Here is a 22,802-nt window from a genome sequence, read left to right as displayed (position 1 = left end):
TACTCCTTCAATTCACTTCTTTAGGATGCTTCTGCCAAAGCTGCAACTTACCCAAAAATTCGCAGTTTAAGTAGATCAACAGCAGCAACAAAGCTGGCGTGACCACCATGCCAAATTGCGGCTTGATGATCATCAATGTCGGTACCGCGGCGATCAACACCGCGTTAAGCGCCGCAATATACCAGCGTTTAACCAAGTAATACACCGCTAACTTGAACACCGCACGCTTAGTTGCTTCAGGATTGCGCACCTGCAAGTAAAGCAAATTCACCACTAAACCCAACACTGTGATCAATAACACGGTCAAAAGCGGCATCAAGAACTTGCCCAACTCCGGGTGAATGATGTTCCACGCCATATCAGTGACGAGGATGATCACCGCCAACAGCGTCGGTACCCAATACGCCAAGCCGCGCGTAAAGTACTTGATCAAATAGCGCGCATAATCTTTAGCCGGGGCGAGCCCTTTCTTAGCGATAAAGTCATCGACCACTGCCAGCCCTGCAAGACTGGCACTGCCAAAGGGGATCAACGCGATCAGAAAGAATGGTAAATTGCGCACATCGACTGCCAGAAACAACGCACACATCACCAGCGGCAAGTTGGTTAAGGCAAACAAGAGGCTTACCGTCAGCCCATCATAGGCCCAGTTCATGACCTTCATAAACGGGTTGTTAAGAAAATCGTGCTGCTTCATGATTTACCTCCTGTGGCTGGCGTATTTTGTCATACAACGTGTGCAATATTACTGTTATGCTGTTACATCCAATTGATCCGGTGCCTTCATCAGTTCTTCATCCCACTGGTGGCGATCCCTTGCACGAAGTATTTCTGCAACAGGATAAATACCGCCGCTACTGGCAGGATCGATAACACCGACGCCGCCATGATGTAGGCATATTGGGTATCATATAACCCGACGAACATCTTCAAGCCTAACTGCAGCGTCTTGTTTTCCGTTGAAGACAAGTAGATGAATGGGCCCATGTAGTCGTTCCAAGTGTTCACGAAGGTGATGATCGTCAAAGATACCAAAGCCGGCTTGGTCAAAGGCAAGATAATGCGCCGGTAAATGCCCCATTCAGATAAACCATCGATGCGGGCACTTTCACACAAGGAATCAGGGATACTTTCGTAGTATTGCTTCATCAAGAACACCCCGAAGGCATTGAAGGCCTGCAATAAGATCAACGACATCAAGGTATCAGTCAAATGCAGCTTACGCATCATGATGAATTGCGGGATCATGTAAGATTGCCATGGCACGGCAATGGTGCCGATATACATCAGAAACAAGGTGTCGCGGCCGCGAAAGTGCATCTTAGAGAAGCCATATGCGGCAAAACTTGACGTCATCAGTTGAATAAAGGTGATCACGACACTTAAGATGATCGTGTTCTTAAAGAATGTGGCCAAAGGGATCTGACTCCAAATGATCGAATAATTCTCCGGGTGCCATTCTTTAGGGATCCATTTGATTGGGACGGTGAACACGGCGTTATTGGTCTTGAACGACGCGCTAAGCATCCACAGAAACGGGATCAAGGTCAGCAGTGCTAAAGCGATCAACAGCAGGTATAAACCGACTTTGCCTAACACTGATAGTTCTTGGCGGTGCTTCTTGCGGGTCTTGGCGGCTTTGATTTCATTAGTAGCATCCATGCTCAATTCCTCCTTCCGCTATCCGCGCTTGCGTTCCCAAGTGAATTGCAGCACGGTGATACCTAAGACGATCACGAACAAGACTAAGGCGATCGCACTGGCATAACCGAAGTTGAACTTCACAAAGGCTTCAGAATAGATCTCATACACTAACACGTTGGTCGCGCGGCCAGGGCCGCCATCAGTCATGACTTGCACCAGATCAAAGATCTTGAAACAGTTGATCATCAACATAATGGTGACAAAGAAAGTCGTGGGCCGCAAACTTGGCAGCGTCACATTCAAGAATTGCTTCCACTTGCCGGCGCCATCCATTTCAGCGGCTTCATATAATTCCTTCGGCACCGACTGCAACCCAGCCAGATATAAGATCATGTAATAACCCATGAAGCGCCAAATCGACACGATGATGATCGCCGTCAGCGCCCAATCAGAACTGGTTGCCCAGCCAGGCGGGTTGGTGATGAAGTGGCGCAGGAATTGGTTGATCGGGCCCATCGTCGGGTGAAACAGCATGTTCCAAACCACGGCGATTGCCACTAGCGACGTGACATAAGGGAAGAAGAACGCAGTCCGGAAGAACTTCACCCCGGCCAGCTTCTTGTTCAACAGAATGGCCAACCCCAATGAGCAAACCAACGTCGCCGGCACCACCCCTAAGGTATACAAGAAGGTATTTTTGAATGAGATCCAGAATGTGGTATCGTGGATCATTTTGGCGAAATTGGCCAGGCCGACGAATTTCGGGGTTGCAAAGGAATCCCACGACATGAAGGCCAACACGAAGGAGAACACCACCGGGATCAAGGTAAAAATGAAGAACCCGACGAAGTTTGGTGCAATGAACGAATAGGCCGTCAAGGTGTGACGCCGCTGCAGCTTGTGGGCTTGCTTGGAGCGTGATGGATTTGAGGATGTAGCTTGCATATTAGACAGGGTGATCGATAATCACCCCTTCCTCCTCTCTATTGTTAAGACGGGTGCAGGTTGCGTCTTGGATAGAGCCGAGCAGACTCGGCTCCATTAAGACGCAATCTGAAGTTAGTGCACAGGGTTATTGTTCCTCTTCTTTGACCCGTGATTCCATGTTCTTGACCGCTTGCGTTGGTGTTTCATCACCAGTCATGATCAAGTCATGTTCTTCTTGCAAGATCTTGTCGATCGCCGGGCCGTCTTTAGCAACAGGGAATTCAACAGCAACTTTGTCTGGTTCGAAGGCTTTCTTAGACAAGCTGTCAGTCGGCATGCCTTTAACTGCGAAGTATTCTTTGTTGATGGCATCGGTCCGATAAGACGGCACGATCCCGATCTTAGCTAACACTTCGGCACCTTTCTTACCAGAAGCGAAGTCGAGGAATTCTTGGGCGATCTTTTGGTTCTTGGACTTCTTGTTGATGGCAAAAGCCGTTGGTGAGCCAAAGGTCGTGACCTTCTTAGCGCCAGTCTTTTGCGGGATCGGCGCAATGCCCCATTCAACATTGGTCTTGCCGGCATTGATATTGGACAACAAGCCGCCCATGTACCAAGTGCCCATGTACATCATGGCCGCTTTCTGATCTTCAAATTGTGATTGGTAAGTGACCTTAGTGGACTTAGCGGTACCATAGTCCATTTGGGCCTTGGCTTTTTGCAGTGCTAAAGCGTTGTCATAATATGGCTTAACAAAATCATACGACGGCTTCAATAAGTTCTTGCCATTCTGCGCTGCGGCGATGGCTTGGATCGTAGAGCGCCAAATGTGCTGGTAAGTCCCGTATTGGCCTTTGGAGCTGTCAGTCAGCTGCTTGGCATATTTCACATATTGATCCCAAGTCCAAGTGTTTGGATCTGGAATGTTGTTTTGTTTGAATAATTTCTTGTTGTAATACAAGACCCAAAAGTCGGTCCGGTAAGGCTGCGCGTAAGTCTTGCCTTTGATCTTGTACATGGCATACGTGTCTTTAGCCGCAGAAGTGTCGAGCTTCTTCAAGTGACTGGATTCGTCAACTAATTGATCACGCAAGGCATAATTGGAATAAGACAACAGGTTCTTCATGGTCAAGATATCAGTGGTATCACCAGAGGACATCATCGTGGTGACTTTCGTATCATAGTCATCTGATGGAATATCGACTTGTTGCACATCAACATTAGGATGTTCTTTCTCGAAGGCCTTGAACAATGCCCCAAATTCAGGGGTCGTGTCGTAGTTCCAAGTCGTCACCTTCAAAACCGTCTTGCCGCCTTTGGTGGTGGAACCAGTATCTTTCTTGCTATTGCCACAAGCTGCTAACGCCAACGCCGCGACGGAAACAGCGAATAATGAAGCCACTTTGCGCCAGGTTTTCATTGCATTATCCTCCAATACTTAAGGCTTGATTCGTGCCAACGACCTTTGCCCACAGTTGGGTGGGCCTTTTGACCAGCTCATCTTGTCACCCCCTTAATAAGATCGTCTTATCTAAGACTTGAACGCGGTGCTCATCCACTGTAATCACCGGCAAGGCCACCGCCTGCTTGGCGCCTGTGATCGCCGATACCAACACATGACGGCCTGGCGTGAGGTGTTGGTATAAATAAGGCAGCACCGTGCGCGGATATAACAAATTGGTATTAGGCTCTGGTTTGACCAGCCCGCCACGGGCAAAACCTGCAATGTTGGCCACTGCCACATAGCCAACTGGGCTTTGATAAGCCAGCGCCGATTCATCATAAGGCGCCTCGATTGGCGCTGAGAAGCCGCCGTCATAAGCATCAATGGCCCGCGCGGTGGTGATTTCATGCACCCGCAAATGCCAGCCGGCAAAAGGCACGATCGTTGAGCGGATCTTCACGTCTGTCCAAGGCGTCCAGTCGTGGATCACCCGATCGGCTTGAATCTCATAAGCATCATCTAAGGCTTTGCTGCGAAAATCATGATCATCTTCAGCCAGCGCTAAGCAGTTGTCATAAGCACCTTCGTAATACCAATACGTGGCTTTCGGCACAGAATTGCCAAAGCGCGTCGAATACACGAACTTGCTGTATTTGGCACAGGCGTGATTTTGATTATTGACGAACTGCCCGGCTGGAAAACTCAAGGTGTGGGTCCCTTGCTCGCTGTGTTGATACAAGGCGCGGCCGGCTTGGCTGACCACCAACCCGTCAGGTGCTTGATAAGGTACGACTGGTGCTTGCCAGAACGGATGGGTCTTGGGAGTGGCCAACAAGATGAAGGTCTTCATCGCCCAATAAGGCGACCCTGGCCCGTTATAGCCTTCTGCAAACACCAGATCTGAGTAGTGATAACCCACACTTAAAACCCCGGCGTTATCAAAAATCGGCTGGCTGAACCAAGTATGTAAATTCCGTGCCAACAAGCCTTTGATCTCGCCCCAAGGCAAGGCTTCGACATCAGCAAACACCAACGCCGAGAAGAATGCCGCTTGGGCAAAGCGATAACACAAGCTGCGGCCAAAAGGCAAAGCTTCCCCTTGTGCATCGAACCAATCGCGATAATGCTTGGCAAAAATCGTCGCGCGCTTAATGAATTCGGCGCTGCGCTTGGGATCATCTGCTTTGGCAAAAGTCGCATACAACAAGCCGTAATAATGCATCGCAAAGGCAATGTAGTAGTCGCGCTGGGTTTGGTTGCCATCAAAATACCACCCATCCCCAACATAGAAATCATCGATGCGCTGCAGATCCGCGGCGATCATCTCAGGCGAATAGGCTTGACCTAACGCCTTCAGCGCCAAGTTGACCAAGACCCGAAAGAAATGCCAATTGTTATCCGGCAAGGTATGGTCATTGGCTTGGCGCAACCAAGCTGCTAATTGATCCACTGCCGCTGAGCCAAGCTGCGTTTGCACCGCTTCGGTGTTCAACAAGATCGTGGTGGCTAAAGCCGCCATTTCCACGATCAGCTGATCGTTATCGGTGATATCGCCCCAATATGCCGCGTCGCTAGGATCTGTGGCATGTTGGATCCCTGCCAGAAACTGCGGCCAATACACATTATCTGGATGGGCATGCGTGAAGGCACCTAAGCCCCATAGCGGCCGCAAGAACGCTTCAACTTCGCGAGTACTTGCGGAATACACCGTGCCATGATCGCCTAAATGCAGCCTGCCGGTAGCCCCTAGTGCGCTTAACGCCGGCTGCAGCGGCTGCATTAAATCGTTAAACCCGCGTTCATAATCTGCCAATGCCGTCCACTGATTTGCCGCTAATCCTGCATGGATCATTGTTTTGCCTCCTGATCGATAACGTACCCTTTGACGAATCCGTAATACTCACCATATACCGTGACGGTTTGCCCTAATCGCACCGGTGTTTGCGCTTGATGGAAAACTTGGACCTTGAGCTTGCCGCGTTGTAAGACAAAGCGGTCGCCTTGGCGGATCTGAGCCGTCGCGGCATCAGTCTTAACCACTTTGCCCACCAAGCGCACATAGCTGTGAGCCGGGATCGAGGCGCTTTGATAAGCCGCTTGCGAGTAGGTCTTGGCCTTGCTGCGAATGCCTGAGGTGGTTTTTTTAGTAAAATCAGCCGCTTGGGTCTGATTTTGGTGGCTGCAGCCGGTACTGACCACCGCTAAAGGTGTTAACAGCACTGCTATCATTAATTTTTTCATACTTGTCTCCAAAATTATGAAGCGCTTTCTTACTACCCACAGAATAACGGCTCGGTGGGGTGCTGTCAATCTTTTTACTAAAATTAATTATTTTACAAAAACAAATCGGGACGCGATATGCCCTGATGCTTCTTGCAAAAGCCACCACTCGCTTGAGATGTTGACGTTACCATAAAGATATCGATGGCATTAAAAAAAGACACATTTTCATGTGTCTCTCACCTTGTTCACTTACTTGAGTTTGCGCGGCCGACCAGTTGAACGCCGCTTGATCAACTTGGTGCTTAAGGTGATGCGCTTGGCGATGGTTGGCTGATGGATCCGCGCCACCAAGGTGTCTAAGCCCACCGCACCCATTTCTTCAGTGAAGACTTTCACCGTGGTCAGCGGCGGGTCTAAATACCGCGCCATGGATAAGTCGTTGATGCCCATCACCGAAATGTCTTCCGGCACCCGCAAATGTGCCTCATGTAAGACATTGATCACCCCGACTGCCATCAAGTCGCTGCCGCACAAGATCGCCGTGGGCAGCTGCTTGCCCCATTCGTCTAACATCCGCCTGGCTAAGCTGGCGCCGGTTTGCACCGACAAGTTGGCATTCTGGTCAACCGCAAAATAACGCTCATCAAAGGCTTGATAATACCGCATCACATCGCGATACGTGTTGACCACCGGAGTTTTATACGTGCGATAGCCATACATGCTGTCGCGCTCTTCGGCCCCGATGAAGGCGATTTTGGTGTGGCCCAAGGCAAACAAATGGTCCAGTGCTTGAGTGGTCGCCTGCACGAAATCACTGTTGATGGTGTCGAAGTTCTCCAAGGGAAAGTTGGTGCCAATAAACACAGTGTTGGGGCTGACGGTTAAGATCTTGCGAATCGTCGGTTCATCAAATTTTCCGATACACAAGCTGCCTTGCACGTCATTGAGCACCGCTTCATCAGTGGTGGTGGCTTTGATCAAGTTGTAGCCCAACTCTTGGGCGCGCTTTTCCACGCCGATGCGGATCGACAAATAGTAAAGATCATCAAGTTCTTCAGTGTCGTTGCGCCACTGGAAGAAGGCAATATTATTGTCTGTTGGCTGCTTGGCTTTGGCCTTGCCTTTGTGCTGTTTTTCTTTGTATTTGGTGTAATTTAAGGCTTCAGCGGCTTCAAAGATCTTGCGCTTGGTTGCTTCAGTCACCGCCAGGCCTTCATCGTAATTCAGTACCCGCGATACCGTCGAAATCGAAACGCCTGCGCGGTGGGCGATGTCTGTAATTGTTGCTGCCATATTCCTCATCCTTCCCGGCCACTATGAATTACGTCAAGTATAGTGGCGCCGCTGGCAAAATAACAGATATTTTTTGCCTAAAAAATTCGGCATATTTGTCATAAGCGGCTTTGCCACGCGATTAAAGCCCGGAATTGCGGGAATATATTTTTAGTAAAAAAAGATTGTACGATTGGCGATGACTGCTTATACTGAAGGCAAATCAAATAAAGAAGGGGCTTTCATGACAACTACTGCGACTTTGATCCAAGCACTGCATGATGCTGCTACTCAAGAAACGACTGTGGCACCGCTGAGCTTTGCCGGCTTACAAGCTTATCTTGACTCAGGTGATCGGCTAACTTATGAGAATCAATACTTTGCCAGGCGCAAACAATTGGCGGTGTTAGGCCTCAGCCAATACCTGGCGCCAACTTCGGCCAAGCGCGCTTTGCTTGAAGAAGTCATATGGGCGATTTTAAACGAGTACACTTGGGCCTTGCCGGCGCACCTGCCGCAAACTGGGACAACTTTTGGCGAAGCGGCGCCGCAATATTTGGATCTGTTCAACGCCGAAACCGGCTCGGCCTTGGCGGAATTGAAGTTCCTGCTGCAAAACCAGCTGGCGCCTGAGTTGATCCAGCGCATCGATGGCGAATTAGAGCGGCGCATCTTAACGCCTTATGCCGCACGAGACTGGTCTTGGATGCACAAAACCAACAACTGGAGTGCGGTGGTTGGCGGCTGCATTGGCATCACCGCCTTGTATCAATTACCAGCCGGTCCGCGCTTGACGCAATTCATCAACCGCTTGGATGTGGCGATGACCGCTTATCTCAGCAGTTTCGGGGCAGACGGGGCTAGTGTCGAAGGCGTCAGTTATTGGGCATATGGCTTTGGCTATTATGTGTATTATGCAGATTTGCTGGCCAGCAGGCACCATGATGACCACTTGTTGACCTCGCCCAAAGTGCGCGCGATCGCAGCGTTTCCGGCTGCGGTACAGCTCAGCGTGCAAGCAACAGTGCCGTTTTCAGATTATGATCCCATTGAATTGCCCACCGGTTTGTTGACGTATTGCCGCCAGCATTTTGGCGTCGCCACCCCGCCGATCACAGCCATGAATACCGTTGACTTTGATCCGTGTTACCGCTTTGCGCAATTGTATCGCAACTTGCTTTGGGCCCCTGACCACTTCGATGCGCCAGCACCACTGGCGCCGGCTGATCATTATTTCCCCGATTGTCAGTGGTGGGTCAAGCGTGATCACGACTTGGTGTTTGCGGCCAAAGGCGGACGCAACGACGAAAGTCACAACCATATCGACTTAGGCCACTTCGTCTTCGGTACGCCCAAGCATTTGTTCCTAGATGATTTAGGCGCCGGCGTTTACACCAGAGACTATTTCGTGGAAGCCAAGCGCTACAAGTATTTCCCGCCGTCTGCTGCCGCCCACGCTTTGCCCGTGATTGGCGGCTTTAGCCAACAACCTGGCCCAGTAGCCGCCCATGCGCATTACACAAAAGAGCAACTGACCTTGGATCTGCATGAGACTTATCCGCAAGCCGCAAAGCTTACGGCATTCACACGCACATTCAGCCTAAGCAAGCGCCAATTCAGCTTGCATGACCACATTCAAACGCGATCTGCCAGCAGCTTGCAAGAGTGTTTCATCACCAGGTTCAAGCCGCGTATCGCATCAAACCAAGTTATCTTGACTGCCGGTGATGAAACCTGCACCTTAGCCCTGGCCACAACAGACATCCAATGCCACACCATCACCTATCTCGACCACCAAGGCCAAGCGGCAATCGCCTATCAGATCCAAGCCGCCTATGCACCAGCTGCGGTGCATGATCTCGCCATCACTGGCACCTTAAGTTGACCCTTCGCCATTAACTGGCATGTTTGTTGCTTGTATCTGCATAAACGCTTAGGAGGCCCTTATGCCGATTTCATTACAATTAAAAACCGCTACTGAAACTTTAGCCGAACATACCGCCAACAATGAAGCCTATCTCGCGTGGCGCCATCAATACGCGCAAGGCGACTATTACGAAATCACGGTGGATCACGCGCCTTGCTTCATTGTTGCGCGCTTAGATGGCGCGCTGCCGGAAAGTTTGGTGTATTTAACCAAGCCCACTTGGCAATACCAGATTCCTTTTAACACGCAACGCGAATCGCCTTATCCAGATGGGGCGTTCATTGGGCAACACCATTACGCCAGTGTGCGCTTGGCCACGCCAGCTGAAATTGGCGGCGATCGCAATTTAGCCGTCAACGCCCATGACCAACACGCCGCCACTTCTGTGTTCCCCCATGCTTTTGCCAATGCCGAAACACGCAACGAAGCGGCCTTCTTTGCTAAAAACGCCATCGACGGCGTGCTGGCTAATGCGGCTCATGGCAATTACCCCTTTGCGTCATGGGGCGTGGCGATGCGCGATGACGCGCAATTCACCCTGGAATTCGGCCGGCCGGTGGTGATCGATCAAGTCGTCTTGTACTTGCGCGCCGACTATCCGCATGACAGCTACTGGACCAATGCTACGCTGATTGGCTCGGATAACAGCAGACAAACCCTGACGCTGCACAAAACTGCCGCGCCGCAAGTTTATGCTTTTGCCCCGCGCACCGTTGAATGGCTGCGGCTGCAGCAACTTGTCAAAGTCCCTGATTCGTCGACTTTTCCGGCCTTGACGCAAATCCAAGTATTCGGCCATGAGCGATAATGGTATAATGACGGCGCTTACTCATTCTGGAATTTGAGGTGAACGCCATGTATCAAGCATCAACCACGCGTTATGATGAAATGATTTACAACCACGTCGGTGCAAGCGGCCTAATTCTGCCGGCGATTTCTTTAGGCTTCTGGCACAACTTCGGCTCTGTTGACCCGTTAGCCAACCAAGAAGCGATCGTTGAAGCCGCCTTCGACCACGGCATCACCCACTTTGACTTGGCCAACAACTACGGACCGGAGCCTGGCAGTGCTGAACGCAATCTAGGCCGGATCTTGCACACGCAACTGGCCAGCTATCGCGATGAGCTGATCATTTCCACCAAAGCCGGCTACCGCATGTGGCCTGGGCCTTATGGCGAATGGGGCTCACGCAAAAGTTTGATCGCCAGCCTTGACCAAAGCCTGCAGCGCCTGCAATTAGATTATGTGGATCTGTTCTACCATCATCGGCCGGATCCCAATACGCCGCTGGAAGAAACCGCCGCTGCTTTACACGACATCGTGCAAAGCGGCAAAGCCTTATACATTGGTATTTCCAATTATCAACCGGCTGATGCCTTGCGCATGGCGCAGTTGCTGCGCGCCAGCCACACGCCTTTTGTGATCCAGCAAGAACGCTACAACATGCTTGATCGCCACGCTGAAGATAACGGCTTGTTTGACGCACTGCAAGAAGCCGGGTTAGGGGCCATTACCTTCTCGCCGCTGGCGCAAGGGTTGTTATCGGATCGCTACTTAAACGGCATCCCCAAAGACTCGCGGGCAGCGCGGCCATCCAGTCCTTTCTTGCATCCGGATCGCGTTGAGGCAACCTTGTCTACGGTGCAGCGCTTAAACGCCATTGCCCAACAACGCGGCCAAAGCCTGGCCGCAATGGCTTTGGCTTGGAACCTGCGCCAACCTGCTGTATCCAGCGTCTTGATCGGCGCTTCAAGAGTCAGCCAACTCGTTGCCAACCTGGAAGCCTTGCACAACCTTGATTTCTCCGCCGAAGAACTGGCGGCGATCGATGCTTGCTTACCAGCTTGATCAACACAACTTCAGCCCTTGCACCGCCATTGTAATGAATGGTGGCGCAAGGGCTTTTTGGTGCGGCGAGTTGTTGACAGCAACCGAAGTGTTACGCTATACTATTTTTCGTTATTCGTAACGATTACGATTAAGGAGAAAGCTCATGGAGAAAACTGATCGCGCCAGCGCCCGCCGCCGTTTGCACAGCCCCAACCGCAAAACCAAACAACGCGCCTTGGCCCTGTTACACAAAGCCAAACAAACTAAACGTTAATGCGCCTCAGTCATTAAGAAAGCAGGTTTATTGTGCACTTTACGAGAAAACTCAGTACCGTTATCTCAACTTTAATGCTCACTGTCATATTAGCCGCTTGCAATACGGCTAAACCCGCTGCGCCAAAGTCGCTCAATGTCGTCACCAGCATGGATTTCTACGCCGAAGCCGCCCAAGCCGTCTTAGGCGATCACGGCCATGCCACCGCGATCATCAACCAGCCCAATATCGACCCGCATGATTACACCCCCACCACAGCTGTGGGCAAGCTGGTGGCCAAAGCCGACGTGATCGTCGCCAATGGCGCAGGCTATGACACTTGGCTAAACAAACTTGTCAAAGGCAGCGGCACCGCCAGCACCATGGTTTCTGTCGCTTCTGTCATTGGTGTCAAAACCGGGCAGAACGAACATATTTGGTACAAGCCGCAAACCATGCCGAAGCTGGCCAATCAGTTGGCGCAGACTTACAGCAAACGCGATCCAAAGCACAAAACGGCTTATACCCGCAATGCCAAGGCCTACATCGCGTCGTTAAAACCCTTGTTAACCCTGATCGATCAACTCAAAGCCAATGCCCATGGCCAATCGGTGGCGGTTTCTGAACCGGTGTTTAATAACGCCTTGCAATACCTTGGCTACAACATCAGCAATGTGCATTTTGCCAATGCAATCGAAGAAGGCAGTGACCCTAGCGCCGCTGATGTCCGCCAATTGCAAGCTGACATCGCCAACCACAAGCTGGCTTTCTTCGTGCAGAACACGCAAGTTGACAGCAAATTGATCAATAACCTCGTCAAGCAATGCCGCCAAGCCAACATCCCTGTCTTAAAAGTCACCGAAACTTTGCCTGCGCATCAAACCTACACCCAATGGATGACATCACAATATAAGGCCCTGGCAAAGATCCAAAACGCCAAGTGATCACGCCAGCACATTGCGGCTGAAATTGGTCAGTCCCATAAACGTCCAGCGCTGCTTGGCAGTGGTTTCGATTACCGTCGGCTTCGTGAATACCGTTTGGCTGATGGTTAAGTCCACCGCGTCATCGATCACCAACAGCGGCGCCGCTTGCGGCGGGGTGATGCGGCATTGGGTCAAGGTCAACGCCACCCGCTGCCCGCGCCCTTCCACAACACTGGCTTCAGCCAAGCCATCAACGACCACATCTGTTAAACTCAGCGCATCAAGCGCCGCGCCATCTTGCAACAAGTCTGCATCTCCGCGGCGATACATGATCAACCGCGCCAAGTTGCGCAGTTGTAAATTGGCATAGGCCAAATCAGATGCCGCTGGCCGATTCGCGTCACAAGCCAGCGCATAGTATTTTGCCAACGCGTGGGTTTCATGCGTGCCCACCGCCAGATGCGCATAGCGGCCTGGGCCGACTAACTGGCAATCACGCAGCTGAATATGCTGGCCACTTAACCCGGTGACATTGCAGGCAGTGTTCAGCAGACAATCGGCGATCAGCACATCAGCGACATCATACCCGGCGAAACAATCATCCCCACAAGCCAAGTGACAGTGTTGAATGGTGACGTGTTGACTGTGATGCAAGTCAAAGCCGTCATGCCCGCCAAACACGGCAACGTCTGCGACTTGCACGCCATCGCACGCGGCTAACGTATGCGCCCAGTTACTGCTGTTTACCACCGTGTAGCCTGTGAGGCGGACATTCTTGACGCGGTTGAACACAATGCCCATCGGCCCGCGAAAACCTTCTTCGCCAGCCGGATCTGTCACAGCGGCACCATCGATCACACTGCCAGGCTCGCCGACAATGCTCACATCTTCTGCATCGAACGCACTGATCAGCGCATGAAAATAATTCGGCGGCAAATGCCACGCCGTAATGTAATGCGCCTCATACAAATACGCGATGGGACTAGGCTGGTGAAAGTCGCTGTAGTCTGTCAAAGCTTGGCTGCCGCGCAATACCGCCGCTTGCGCCAGGTGCAATTCAATATGGCTGTACAGCCGCAACGAACCGCTAATAAACACCCCTGCCGGAAGCTCTACCACCCCGCCGCCAGCGTCTCGGCACGCATCGATCGCCGCTTGCAGCGCCTGAGTTTGCACGCGGCCGCTATTGGCCACTGCCCCATAATCTCGTACGTCAAAAGTTTGCATCATATTACCTCCCTGCACTGCGTTACAAGCAAGCAGCGTGCCAAGTTCTGGGGCTTTGGCTAACGGCACCACCAACGCGCAGTCCGCCACCTGGTCACTCAAAACGCCCACCACCAAATTTTCGGTGACGGGCGTTTTGTTGCAGATCAACCCAACGTTTTACTGCTGTCCGTAATACGCTTTGGCGCCATGCTTGCGGAAGTAGTGTTTGTCTAACAAATACTGCGGCACGCGCTTGGCACCATCGAGTTGTTGGGCGTGATAAGCGATATTAGCGCAGACTTCTAAGACCTTAGCGTTGTACACCGCTTGTTTAGGGGTCTGGCCCCAAGTGAAGGGCCCATGTTGACCCACCAAACAACCTGGCGTGGCCATGGGATCGATGTGGCGCTTGGCCAAAGTCTCGACGATCACATTGCCCGTTTCCAACTCATAAGCCGATTCAACTTGAGCTTGCGTCAATGGGTCAGTCACCGGGATATCATCATAGAAGGTATCCGCATGCGTCGTGTTCATTGCCGGGATGTCTTTTCTAGCTGAAGCGAAAGCCACCGCCATTTCCGAATGGGTGTGCACGATGCCGCCAATTTGCGGATAAGCATTGTACAGCACCATATGCGTCGGGGTGTCGCTGGAAGGGTTAAGCTTGCCTTCCACCACATGGCCTGCCAAGTCGACGACCACCAAATCCGCTGGCGTCAGCTGGTCATAAGCGACGCCAGACGGCTTGATGACAAATAAACCGGCTTTGCGATCGATTCCTGAGACATTGCCCCAAGTAAAAGTCACCAAACCCAGCTTCGGCAATTGCATATTGGCATCATAAACCGCTTGTTTCAATTGTTCGAGCATAGACGCCTCCTATTGCAGCCACTGCAGGTCAATGCCATACAGCGTGGCTAAGTCTGCCACTTGTTCGGCACTGGCGGCAAATGAGAACACGGTATGGTGCCCGCCGCCGGCTTTGATCCAAGCCGTGGCGCCTTGTTTTAAGCCCATGCTTGGCGTCCACAATTGCTTAGCTACTGGCAGATGCGGCGTTGGGGCTTCTGGCTTATGGGCATCAACAGCGTATCCGATCAATGAGAACCCGCTGCGGAAATCCGACAGCGTGATATCGATCGCCGGCCCCACTGAACCGGTGAAAACCAACCGCGCCGGATCGGCTTTGCCGCCAATGTCTAACGGATGCACTTCCACCCGCGGCTTGTCGCTGGCGATAGTCGGATCCACTTCCAGCATATGTGAGCCTAGGATCGCTTCATGCCCGGCGCGCAGATCCAAAGTGTAATCTTCCATGAATGCCGTTTGGCGGTTATGCGTCAACACTTTCAACACGCGCAGCAATGCCGCCGTTTTCCAATCACCTTCGCCGGCAAACCCATACCCATCGCGCATCAATAACTGTGCCGCCAAACCTGGTAATTGGTCTAGTCCCCATAAATCTTCAAAATTGGTGGTGAAGGCTTGGTAATTGTGCTCAGTCAGGAATTGCCGCAATGCCAAGTATTCGCGCAGCTGATAGCGGATGCTTTGGGTATTAGTCGACGCGATCGTGTAAGCTTGCGCCAGCTGCTCGTATTCAGCATCGATTGCCGCTTCTGAGATCCCGTTGACCAGCGCCACCAAATCGCCGACACCATAATAATCGACGGTCCAGCCTAACTTGATCTGCGCCTCAACACGATCGCCATCAGTCACTGCCACGTTGCGCATGTTGTCGCCAAAGCGCGCCACGCGCGTGTGGAAGGATTCGTTATACGCCACGGCAACATCTTGCCAAGCGGCAATTTCTGCTTGTACCGCAGCGGTTTGCCAATCGCCGTACACGATTTTGTTGTTGATACCTAAGCGTGCGTTGATATAGCCATATTCGCGATCGCCATGCGCGCTTTGATTGAGGTTCATATAATCAAAATCGATCGTCGCATACGGAATATCATTCCCGAACTGTGTCGCCAGGTGCAGCAAAGGTTTCTGCAGCAGCTGCGTGCCGCGGATCCAATTCTTCGCCGGGCTGAAGGTGTGCATCCAAGTCATCACCCCGGCGACTTGCGGCTGGTAATTAGCCTCTTTCATGAAGGCGGTGATATTGTCAGCTGTGGTCAACACCTGCTTAAACACCACCGGATAAGGCAGCAAGCCGCTTTGGTTCAACGCCTTGGCCATGGTTTGGCCGTCTTGGGCCACTTGGTCTAACACGGCTTGGCCGTATAACGGCTGGCTGCCGATCACAAACCAGAATTCATAAGGTTGCGTGAGTTTCAACATAGATCCTCCTTCTAACGATCTTGGACGACTGCACCAGCCGCTTGCGCCAGTGGCAGAGCAGCCGCATAAGCGTGACTAAACTGTTCAAAACTTGCCATGCCTGCAGGCGTTGGTGCCATTTCGCTAACTGGCGCCTGGGCGAAAAGGTCATCCAACCAATCCGCTAGCGGCTTCGTTGCGCCACTGGCGGTATATTGGGCCAATAACGCCATGCCATAAGGGCCGCCAGCTGCGGCAGTGGTCATCACCGCCACCGGCACCTGCAAGGCATCCGCCAAGGCTTGCTGAGCGATTTGCGGCGTTTTCAACAGCCCGCCTTGGGCAATCAAGTGCGTCACTTGCAAAGACTCGGCTTGTTGCAAACGCTGATAGCCAATGGCCAGCGGCGCATAAGCGGCATACAGCTGGGCCAACATGAAATTGCCCAAGGTCAATTGCGCATGCGGACCACGGACCAACAACGGCCGCCCGGCTTGCACAGCGGTGATGTTCTCCCCAGATAAGTTGGCATAGCACAACAGCCCGCCGGCGCCTGGTTCAGCTTGCAAGCTGGCACGCAGCATTTTGCCATACAGTTCGTCTGGCGTCACGGTGGCGCCAAGCGTGGTGGCCACCGTTTCAAACAACCCCAGCCAGGCGTTGAGCTCTGAGGTGCAGTTGTTGGCATGCACCATCGCCACCGGCGCGCCAGCAGGAGTGGTGACCAAATCGACATCGGCCACGTTGGCTTTTAGCGGCTGATTCAACACCACCATCGCAAATGCCGACGTGCCTACGCTGACGTTGCCGCTGCCAGGGCGCACGGCGTTAGTCGCCACCATGCCAGTGCCTGCGTCTCCTTCAGGCGGCGCCAACACACATCCAGCAGCCAGCACGCCGCTTGGATCAAGCAAACGCGCACCCGCGGCACTTAACCTTCCGGCCACAACCCCTGCAGCCAACGGCTTAGGCAGCAAATCGGCGATGCGCCACGAATATTGCGCAACTGCCGGCAGCGCCGAATACGCCGCCAATAAGTCGGCGCGATAAGTCTGTTGCGTCGAGTCGATGGGAAACATCCCCGACGCATCCCCCAACCCTAAGACGCGCTGGCCCGTCAACTGCCAGTGCACATACCCGGCCAGTGTCGTCATGTATGCCAAGTCAGCCAGGTGCGGCTCGTGATCCAACACCGCTTGATGCAAATGGGCGATGCTCCACCGCGCCGGAATATTGACCCCAAACAACTTGCTTAACGCCGCGGCAGCAGGCAAGGTGTTGTTGTTGCGCCAAGTACGAAAAGGCACCAGCAGCTTGCCAGCAGCATCAAAGGCCAAATACCCATGCATCATCGCCGACACGCCGATACTGCCAATGGTCGTCAGCGGCTGGTTGAACCGCACCGCTACCGCAGCAGCCAATTGCGCATAAGCATCTTGCAGCCCAGTCCATACATCTGCCAGGGCATATGTCCACAAGCCGGCTTCCAATCGATTGGTCCACTGATGCACCCCCACCGCCAAGACTTGCCCAGATGCATCGATCAGCACGCATTTGATCTGAGTTGACCCCAGTTCGATGCCTAAACTTGTCGCTTGCCAATCAGGCATGCTCATCATCTCCTTTACTAAGCGTTTAAAGAATAAGCCGGGAACCTTGGCCACGCCAAATTGATTTGATTGATTCGCATCAATCAAATCAATTCTGACTGGTGTTATTTCATCGTCCATGATTGCAATTGTTTCACGTGAAACAATTGCGATTCAACTTGTAATGACGCGTCTTTCAGCGGCTTAGCGCAAACAAAAAGACTCAACATTTTGCAGTTGAGTCTAGTTTCGCCTGTTATTGAATTCTTTCGGCTACTGAGTCGCGCCACACCAATTCGACTGGGTATTCAAAACTCGCCGGTTGCTGGTGGCGCAACATGGCCAACACCATGGTCGCGGCGCGCTCGCCCATTTGGCGCTTAGGATGGCGCACCGTGGTCAAGCCAGGCAGGCTGTAGCGGGCCAATTCGTAATCATCAAAGCCCACCACTGACACTTGTTTGGGCACCGCGTAACCCATTGTAACCAGATCTGACATCACGCGGATCGCCAAGCGGTCGTTATAACATGCCACCGCAGTTGGCGGATCGGCACTGTGCATCAGCGCCGCCAGCTTCTGTTGCAACAGCGCATAGTTGTCACTAGAGCGGTACATGATCAACAAACTTTCCGCTTTCAACGCCGGCTGTGCTTGATACGCCTTGATAAAGCCGTTCATCCTTGCCACGCCTTGGGCATCATCCACTTGGAAGATACCTAAGATCCGCTGGTGCCCCATTGCCAGCAATCGCGTCACCAACTCATATTCCGCTTGCTTATCGGCAGTAGTCAAGGCTGGAAACTCGCTTAATTCCGGGTAGCGCGCGTTAATGAACACCACTGGCACGCCAGCATTACGCAAATGGCGGTACAAAGCTAAATTGGGATTGGCCAAGGCACTTTGGGTGGGTTCTACGATCAAGGCATCCACTTTGCTGGCTTGCAGCATCTGCACACTATGCGCCTCAGCGTCGAAGCGGTTATGGGTGTTGGCTAACATCACCGCCGCATCTGACTGGGCCAACACTGAGTCGATGCCGGAAATAATCGGCGGAAAGATGTAATCGGCAATATGGGTACAAACGACCCCCACCACCAGGCGCTTGGTACGCGGTTGGGCGTGCAGCAAAGGGTCAGCAACAAAATACCCGCTGCCTTGCACCACAGTGAGATAGCCTTGGTCACACAACGCCGCCAAGGCCTGACGCAGGCGGTAGCGCGACGTGTTAAATTGGGCCATTAGCTGTTTTTCTGTCGCTAATTTGGTCCCTAAAGGCATTTGCACCAGCAACTGGCGCAACGCTTGCATCAAGGTCATTTTGTCCATTAAGTCACCTGCTCAAACTGCCAACGGCTGCTGTCAAAATCCCCTCGCGGCTGCGGGATCGCCACGCCGATGGTCATCAAATATTCGGCTGAATACACCTGACCGCTTGCTTGTGATCGCCACTTGGTATGTAGCGGCAAAGCACAGGCCTGCAGCCGTTTCATCACCGTATTCGGCTGCGCCAAAATGTTCACATGATCGATCACTAACATGGTGTCTGATAATTTCTGCCAAGCATATTCATTCTGCGGGTCATGCACGACAAGCCAATCAAGCTGGCCAAACTGCAAGACTTGACGCAGCCTTTTGTATTCGGCGATATCGGCTTTGAGCTGTGCTAATTCTGCAGTGGAACAAGCCCCTAAGTCCAGCTCGTAACCAAATGCGCCCATTTGCGCCACCTGGGTGCGCGTGGTTAAAGGCGTAATGCGATGCACTTGTTCGTTAGGCGCAAGCGACACATGACAGCTCATCGCTTGCGGCGGATACACCAAGCTGGTGCCGCGCTGGATCGGCAAGCGGGCAATTGCATCGGTATCATCTGACGTCCAAATTTGCGGCGCATAGGCCAGCATGCCAGCATCAAAGCGGCCGCCGCCACCGGCGCACCCTTCCACCAACACCTCAGGATGCGTATGCGTCAATGCGGCTAAGACGCGATACAGTCCCAAGATGTACCGATGGCGACACTCGCCTTGTTGGCCGGCTGGCAAGACTTGGCTGAATACATCCGTTAAATTACGGTTCATATCCCACTTCAAGTAACTGATGTGATGAGCGTCTAATAACCCCACCAGCGTCTTGATCAAATAATCCTGCACGACGCGCTGACCTAGATCCAATACGTACTGATTTCTGGCCAATTGCGGCGTATGGTCTGGATCGGCAATGATCCAATCAGGATGAGCGCGATACAGATCCGAATCCGGCGACACCATCTCCGGCTCCACCCATAAACCAAATTGCAGCCCGCGCGCGTTGATCTTAGCGATCAAACTATCCAGCGATCCGCCGAGTTTGGCTTCATTAGGCCACCAATCACCCAAGCTGCTGCGATCATCATCGCGCCGGCCAAACCAGCCGTCATCTAAGACGAACAGCTCCACCCCGATCGCCGCCGCTTGATCCGCCAGTGCCAAGAGTTTTTCACGATCGAAGTCAAAATACGTTGCTTCCCAGTTGTTGATCACCACTGGCCGCGGTTTAACCGCCCAGTACTTAGGCAACAAACAATCCGTGTACGCCCGATGATAGGTGTGGCTAAGCTCACGCAAGCCGCCGTCAGTTGCCACGATCACCGCTTCAGGCGTGGTGAAGCTGCTTTGCGCCGCAAGCGCCCAATCGAAGTCAAAAGGCGCGATCCCCACTTGCACCCGGGTATTTTGGTGCATGTCGACTTCTGCCGTGGCGCTGAAATCTCCGCTATACACCAAACTGGCGCCCAATACTTGGCCTTGTTGCCAATCCGTGTGCGCGTTAGCCAAGGCGACAAAAGGATCTTGCCCGTGACCGCTGGCGCCGCGCTTAGAATCAACACCTTGCATGCCAGGCTGCAACGCGCGCCGATTGGTATGCATCTCTCGCCCCCACGCCCCGCTTTGCGTAATGATATCATACTGATCGTTTAATAAGTCCCATGACCAAGACATCGCACGGGTCAAATGCAGCGGCGTCGTACCAGTATTTTTGATCACCACATGTTGCGCAAAGGTGTCATGCTCCACATCGGCGCTGATGACCAAAGTCACCGTGACCCCCGCCTTTGAATCGGCTAGCGTTAACGCCAAAGTCTGCATTCTGGCCGCTGCCCGCAGTGCCGGTAATCCGTCAGGCAGCGGTTTAGTCGTCAACCATTGGGCAGATTGGAAACGCAGATCCAACACACTGCTGCCATTGGCGCGGCGAATACTGATCGCAGGCGTGCGCATATCCGGGGTCCCAAACGCCGGATACACCAGCGGCAGCTGCTCCAAGCGCAAGTCATGAATGCCGTCTGTATCGGCCAGATAACTGGCGTGGCCGAGCTCTTGAATCACCCCAGCCAAATCGGTACCAGCAGGCATGCGCGCGCCAAGATGCAGTGCCACCACATGGCCACTGGCCAACACCCCGATGCTCATTTGCGCATGCGCGGTGATCAAATCGAACTGTTTCACTAATTGCTTCGCCTCTTGTGCATTCATTGACTCATCCTCCACTAGCTGACTACAAGCAAGAAACATGCCAAGATGCGGTGAGCCATCAAGATGCTGATTTCACACCCTGCCGACATCAAAAAAACAAGGCCAACATGATGACCTTGTTTGCTGACTATTTTCCATCCGTACTGAACAATGCTGGGTCAACGCGGTGTTTTCTGAAGTAAAACTCGCGATCATGTTCGTTCACTTCCCGCATTACCTTAGCTGGCGTGCCAATAGCCACCACATTGTCTGATAAATCATGCGTCACCACGCTGCCAGCGCCGACGACCACGTTATCGCCAATCGTAATGCCAGGCAACACGATCACCCCAGCGCCTAACCAGCAATTCTTCCCGATCTTGATCGGCGCGTTATACTGCAGCCCTTTGGCCCGCAAAGATGGTTCGATTGGATGGCCAGCAGTGGCCAAAGTCACATTCGGTCCCAACATCGTTTTGCTGCCAACATAAATATGGGTGTCATCAACCAGCGTCAGGTTAAAGTTAGCATACACGTTGTCGCCAAAGTGGACATGCGCCCCGGCGAAACTGCTGTGAAAAGGCGGCTCGATATAACAACCAGTGCCGATTTCAGCAAACATATCCTTTAACATGGCTTGCCGCTTGGCACCTTCAGAAGGACGAGTTTGATTGAAATCGTAGAGTTTTTCCAAGCACTGTGTTTGATAAGCGGCTAAACTTGCCTCGCCTGGATCATAAAGCGACTGATCATGCATCACATCTGGTTCTTTCATGCGCGTTCCTCCAATAATTGCTCAATATAAGTCAACACACCGCTGTCAATATTCGTCCCGCAATGCGCATCGGCGACCGCAGCGACAGCTGGCTGGGCGTTGGCCATCGCAACTCCCAAGCCAACTTCTTGCAGCATCTCTAAATCATTGCCGCCATCGCCAAACGCCGCCATTTCATCTAGCGTGATCCCCAGTTGCGCGCCTAACTCGGCTAACCCGGCTGCTTTATGCACCCCTGGTTGGATCAAGTCAATATCCCCATGGCCGCTGGAAGTCGGCTGCGCCAAGCCTGCCAACGCCTCAGTTAATTCATCGACCAGCGCTTGGGTGCGTGCGTCTGCGCAATTGATGGCGAATTTCAAGATCTTATCGTCAACCTGGTCATAATCGGCCACCACAGCCAGGCGATGATAATAATGCCGCATCCCCGCCACATACGCAGGATCCGTCGTGGCCAAGGTGTAGGCGCTATGTTGGCCGCACACCAACACTTTGATATCAGCGACCGTTGCCAACTTGGCCAAGATCTGCTTAACGACATCGGGTTTGAAGCTGTGCAGCGCATAAACTTTTTGCAAGCTGCGAATATAGGCCCCATTTTCTGCGACGAAAATGGTTTGCGGATAGTCGGCAAAATACGACAACAGCTGATAATATTGATTGCCGCTGGCGACCACAAAGCGAATCCCTGCGGCTTGCAGACGCTGGTGCAAGGCGGCGAAGCGCTTGGTGTCATATGTTTGATCCGGCTTCAAGAAAGTCCCGTCCATATCCGTTGCAATTAGTTTGATCATATTAACCTCCGGTGCGTTTCTTCAAGCATACCATCTTGAGCAAGCGCTGACACGCCTAAATGAAAGCCTTATCGTACATTATTCTTCACGATTGTAAAGGGTTATATTTAAGTGCGATTTTATTATAAATAACAGCTTGACAACCAAGCAAAATGCCTGTAAGGTTAGCGATAAATTTATACTTCAACACGTTGACAAGAAGAGTAAGCGTCGATGCCGTTCAGAGACCCCC

General features: G+C 52.5%; 20 protein-coding genes. 5 read left to right on the top strand and 15 right to left on the bottom strand.

Annotated features, from left to right (window positions below; all coding sequences use genetic code 11):
* Positions 1 to 7: 7 nt before the first annotated feature.
* The 7 genes from ACGG90_RS03135 to ACGG90_RS03105 all read right to left on the bottom strand — a co-directional run bounded on the left by ACGG90_RS03135 (position 8) and on the right by ACGG90_RS03105 (position 7,531).
* Complete coding sequence (locus ACGG90_RS03135; protein ID WP_390405744.1) at positions 8 to 697, bottom strand: hypothetical protein; 690 nt, start codon at positions 695 to 697, stop codon at positions 8 to 10.
* 89 nt (positions 698 to 786) lie between these two features.
* Entirely contained in the window at positions 787 to 1,662 is an 876-nt protein-coding gene (locus ACGG90_RS03130; RefSeq protein WP_390405742.1) for a carbohydrate ABC transporter permease, read from the bottom strand.
* Between the two features lie 18 nt (positions 1,663 to 1,680).
* The gene (locus ACGG90_RS03125; RefSeq protein WP_390405739.1) at positions 1,681 to 2,589 is read right to left on the bottom strand and encodes a carbohydrate ABC transporter permease; all 909 of its coding nucleotides are present in this window, start codon (positions 2,587 to 2,589) and stop codon (positions 1,681 to 1,683) included.
* A 127-nt stretch (positions 2,590 to 2,716) separates the two neighbouring features.
* Positions 2,717 to 3,991 carry an ABC transporter substrate-binding protein gene (locus tag ACGG90_RS03120; RefSeq protein WP_390405736.1) on the bottom strand — a complete coding sequence of 425 codons (1,275 nt, stop codon included), beginning with the start codon at positions 3,989 to 3,991 and terminating at the stop codon, positions 2,717 to 2,719.
* A gap of 85 nt (positions 3,992 to 4,076) precedes the next feature.
* Positions 4,077 to 5,867, bottom strand: a complete 1,791-nt coding sequence (locus ACGG90_RS03115; protein WP_390405734.1) for a DUF2264 domain-containing protein — start codon at positions 5,865 to 5,867, stop codon at positions 4,077 to 4,079.
* Entirely contained in the window at positions 5,864 to 6,256 is a 393-nt protein-coding gene (locus ACGG90_RS03110; RefSeq protein ID WP_390405732.1) for a hypothetical protein, read from the bottom strand. The genes ACGG90_RS03115 and ACGG90_RS03110 overlap by 4 nt, the downstream gene beginning before the upstream one ends.
* 231 nt (positions 6,257 to 6,487) lie before the next feature.
* Positions 6,488 to 7,531, bottom strand: coding sequence for a LacI family DNA-binding transcriptional regulator (locus ACGG90_RS03105; RefSeq protein ID WP_390405730.1), 1,044 nt, complete (start codon positions 7,529 to 7,531; stop codon positions 6,488 to 6,490).
* A 223-nt stretch (positions 7,532 to 7,754) separates the two neighbouring features.
* On the opposite strand from ACGG90_RS03105, the gene ACGG90_RS03100 reads away from it, so the two are divergent.
* From ACGG90_RS03100 to ACGG90_RS03080, 5 genes are all read left to right on the top strand, one after another.
* Complete coding sequence (locus ACGG90_RS03100) at positions 7,755 to 9,395, top strand: hypothetical protein (RefSeq protein WP_390405728.1); 1,641 nt, start codon at positions 7,755 to 7,757, stop codon at positions 9,393 to 9,395.
* A 61-nt stretch (positions 9,396 to 9,456) separates the two neighbouring features.
* Positions 9,457 to 10,245 (top strand): hypothetical protein, encoded by a 789-nt coding sequence (locus tag ACGG90_RS03095; protein ID WP_390405727.1) that lies wholly within the window; start codon positions 9,457 to 9,459, stop codon positions 10,243 to 10,245.
* A 47-nt stretch (positions 10,246 to 10,292) separates the two neighbouring features.
* Complete coding sequence (locus ACGG90_RS03090) at positions 10,293 to 11,285, top strand: aldo/keto reductase (protein ID WP_390405725.1); 993 nt, start codon at positions 10,293 to 10,295, stop codon at positions 11,283 to 11,285.
* A gap of 145 nt (positions 11,286 to 11,430) precedes the next feature.
* On the top strand, positions 11,431 to 11,541 hold the full coding sequence (locus ACGG90_RS03085; RefSeq protein WP_390405724.1) for a putative metal homeostasis protein: 111 nt from the start codon (positions 11,431 to 11,433) through the stop codon (positions 11,539 to 11,541).
* A gap of 74 nt (positions 11,542 to 11,615) precedes the next feature.
* Complete coding sequence (locus ACGG90_RS03080; RefSeq protein WP_390405850.1) at positions 11,616 to 12,464, top strand: metal ABC transporter solute-binding protein, Zn/Mn family; 849 nt, start codon at positions 11,616 to 11,618, stop codon at positions 12,462 to 12,464.
* Here the strand turns inward: ACGG90_RS03080 and ACGG90_RS03075 are convergent, their stop codons facing one another.
* The 8 genes from ACGG90_RS03075 to ACGG90_RS03040 all read right to left on the bottom strand — a co-directional run bounded on the left by ACGG90_RS03075 (position 12,465) and on the right by ACGG90_RS03040 (position 22,570).
* Complete coding sequence (locus ACGG90_RS03075; RefSeq protein ID WP_390405722.1) at positions 12,465 to 13,673, bottom strand: glycoside hydrolase family 28 protein; 1,209 nt, start codon at positions 13,671 to 13,673, stop codon at positions 12,465 to 12,467.
* A 159-nt stretch (positions 13,674 to 13,832) separates the two neighbouring features.
* On the bottom strand, positions 13,833 to 14,525 hold the full coding sequence (locus ACGG90_RS03070; RefSeq protein ID WP_390405720.1) for an L-ribulose-5-phosphate 4-epimerase: 693 nt from the start codon (positions 14,523 to 14,525) through the stop codon (positions 13,833 to 13,835).
* Between the two features lie 9 nt (positions 14,526 to 14,534).
* The gene (gene araA / locus ACGG90_RS03065; RefSeq protein WP_390405718.1) at positions 14,535 to 15,944 is read right to left on the bottom strand and encodes an L-arabinose isomerase; all 1,410 of its coding nucleotides are present in this window, start codon (positions 15,942 to 15,944) and stop codon (positions 14,535 to 14,537) included.
* 11 nt (positions 15,945 to 15,955) lie between these two features.
* Positions 15,956 to 17,533: a xylulokinase gene (locus ACGG90_RS03060; protein ID WP_390405716.1), complete on the bottom strand. Its 1,578-nt coding sequence runs from the start codon at positions 17,531 to 17,533 to the stop codon at positions 15,956 to 15,958.
* 235 nt (positions 17,534 to 17,768) lie between these two features.
* The gene (locus ACGG90_RS03055; protein ID WP_390405714.1) at positions 17,769 to 18,839 is read right to left on the bottom strand and encodes a substrate-binding domain-containing protein; all 1,071 of its coding nucleotides are present in this window, start codon (positions 18,837 to 18,839) and stop codon (positions 17,769 to 17,771) included.
* Positions 18,839 to 21,022, bottom strand: coding sequence for an alpha-galactosidase (locus tag ACGG90_RS03050; protein WP_390405711.1), 2,184 nt, complete (start codon positions 21,020 to 21,022; stop codon positions 18,839 to 18,841). The genes ACGG90_RS03055 and ACGG90_RS03050 overlap by 1 nt, the downstream gene beginning before the upstream one ends.
* A gap of 127 nt (positions 21,023 to 21,149) precedes the next feature.
* The gene (locus ACGG90_RS03045) at positions 21,150 to 21,776 is read right to left on the bottom strand and encodes a sugar O-acetyltransferase (protein WP_390405709.1); all 627 of its coding nucleotides are present in this window, start codon (positions 21,774 to 21,776) and stop codon (positions 21,150 to 21,152) included.
* Positions 21,773 to 22,570, bottom strand: coding sequence for a Cof-type HAD-IIB family hydrolase (locus ACGG90_RS03040; protein ID WP_390405707.1), 798 nt, complete (start codon positions 22,568 to 22,570; stop codon positions 21,773 to 21,775). Before ACGG90_RS03040 ends, ACGG90_RS03045 begins: the two co-directional genes overlap by 4 nt.
* Positions 22,571 to 22,802 lie beyond the last annotated feature (232 nt).

The organism is Lacticaseibacillus jixiensis, from assembly GCF_042847315.1.
GTDB lineage: Bacteria > Bacillota > Bacilli > Lactobacillales > Lactobacillaceae > Lacticaseibacillus > Lacticaseibacillus jixiensis.
This window is presented reverse-complemented; position numbering and strand designations above follow the sequence as displayed.

Excerpts from the sequence above, each read along its gene's own strand:
- ACGG90_RS03095 (WP_390405727.1), top strand. The coding sequence starts at position 9,457 with ATGCCGATTTCATTACAATTAAAAACCGCTACTGAAACTTTAGCCGAA.
- ACGG90_RS03080 (WP_390405850.1), top strand. The coding sequence starts at position 11,616 with ATGCTCACTGTCATATTAGCCGCTTGCAATACGGCTAAACCCGCTGCG.
- ACGG90_RS03075 (WP_390405722.1), bottom strand. The coding sequence starts at position 13,673 with ATGCAAACTTTTGACGTACGAGATTATGGGGCAGTGGCCAATAGCGGC.
- ACGG90_RS03115 (WP_390405734.1), bottom strand. The coding sequence starts at position 5,867 with ATGATCCATGCAGGATTAGCGGCAAATCAGTGGACGGCATTGGCAGAT.
- ACGG90_RS03120 (WP_390405736.1), bottom strand. The coding sequence starts at position 3,991 with ATGAAAACCTGGCGCAAAGTGGCTTCATTATTCGCTGTTTCCGTCGCG.
- ACGG90_RS03130 (WP_390405742.1), bottom strand. The coding sequence starts at position 1,662 with ATGGATGCTACTAATGAAATCAAAGCCGCCAAGACCCGCAAGAAGCAC.
- ACGG90_RS03040 (WP_390405707.1), bottom strand. The coding sequence starts at position 22,570 with ATGATCAAACTAATTGCAACGGATATGGACGGGACTTTCTTGAAGCCG.
- ACGG90_RS03105 (WP_390405730.1), bottom strand. The coding sequence starts at position 7,531 with ATGGCAGCAACAATTACAGACATCGCCCACCGCGCAGGCGTTTCGATT.
- araA (WP_390405718.1), bottom strand. The coding sequence starts at position 15,944 with ATGTTGAAACTCACGCAACCTTATGAATTCTGGTTTGTGATCGGCAGC.
- ACGG90_RS03070 (WP_390405720.1), bottom strand. The coding sequence starts at position 14,525 with ATGCTCGAACAATTGAAACAAGCGGTTTATGATGCCAATATGCAATTG.
- ACGG90_RS03090 (WP_390405725.1), top strand. The coding sequence starts at position 10,293 with ATGTATCAAGCATCAACCACGCGTTATGATGAAATGATTTACAACCAC.
- ACGG90_RS03055 (WP_390405714.1), bottom strand. The coding sequence starts at position 18,839 with ATGGACAAAATGACCTTGATGCAAGCGTTGCGCCAGTTGCTGGTGCAA.
- ACGG90_RS03060 (WP_390405716.1), bottom strand. The coding sequence starts at position 17,533 with ATGCCTGATTGGCAAGCGACAAGTTTAGGCATCGAACTGGGGTCAACT.
- ACGG90_RS03135 (WP_390405744.1), bottom strand. The coding sequence starts at position 697 with ATGAAGCAGCACGATTTTCTTAACAACCCGTTTATGAAGGTCATGAAC.
- ACGG90_RS03100 (WP_390405728.1), top strand. The coding sequence starts at position 7,755 with ATGACAACTACTGCGACTTTGATCCAAGCACTGCATGATGCTGCTACT.
- ACGG90_RS03110 (WP_390405732.1), bottom strand. The coding sequence starts at position 6,256 with ATGAAAAAATTAATGATAGCAGTGCTGTTAACACCTTTAGCGGTGGTC.
- ACGG90_RS03050 (WP_390405711.1), bottom strand. The coding sequence starts at position 21,022 with ATGAATGCACAAGAGGCGAAGCAATTAGTGAAACAGTTCGATTTGATC.
- ACGG90_RS03085 (WP_390405724.1), top strand. The coding sequence starts at position 11,431 with ATGGAGAAAACTGATCGCGCCAGCGCCCGCCGCCGTTTGCACAGCCCC.
- ACGG90_RS03045 (WP_390405709.1), bottom strand. The coding sequence starts at position 21,776 with ATGAAAGAACCAGATGTGATGCATGATCAGTCGCTTTATGATCCAGGC.
- ACGG90_RS03125 (WP_390405739.1), bottom strand. The coding sequence starts at position 2,589 with ATGCAAGCTACATCCTCAAATCCATCACGCTCCAAGCAAGCCCACAAG.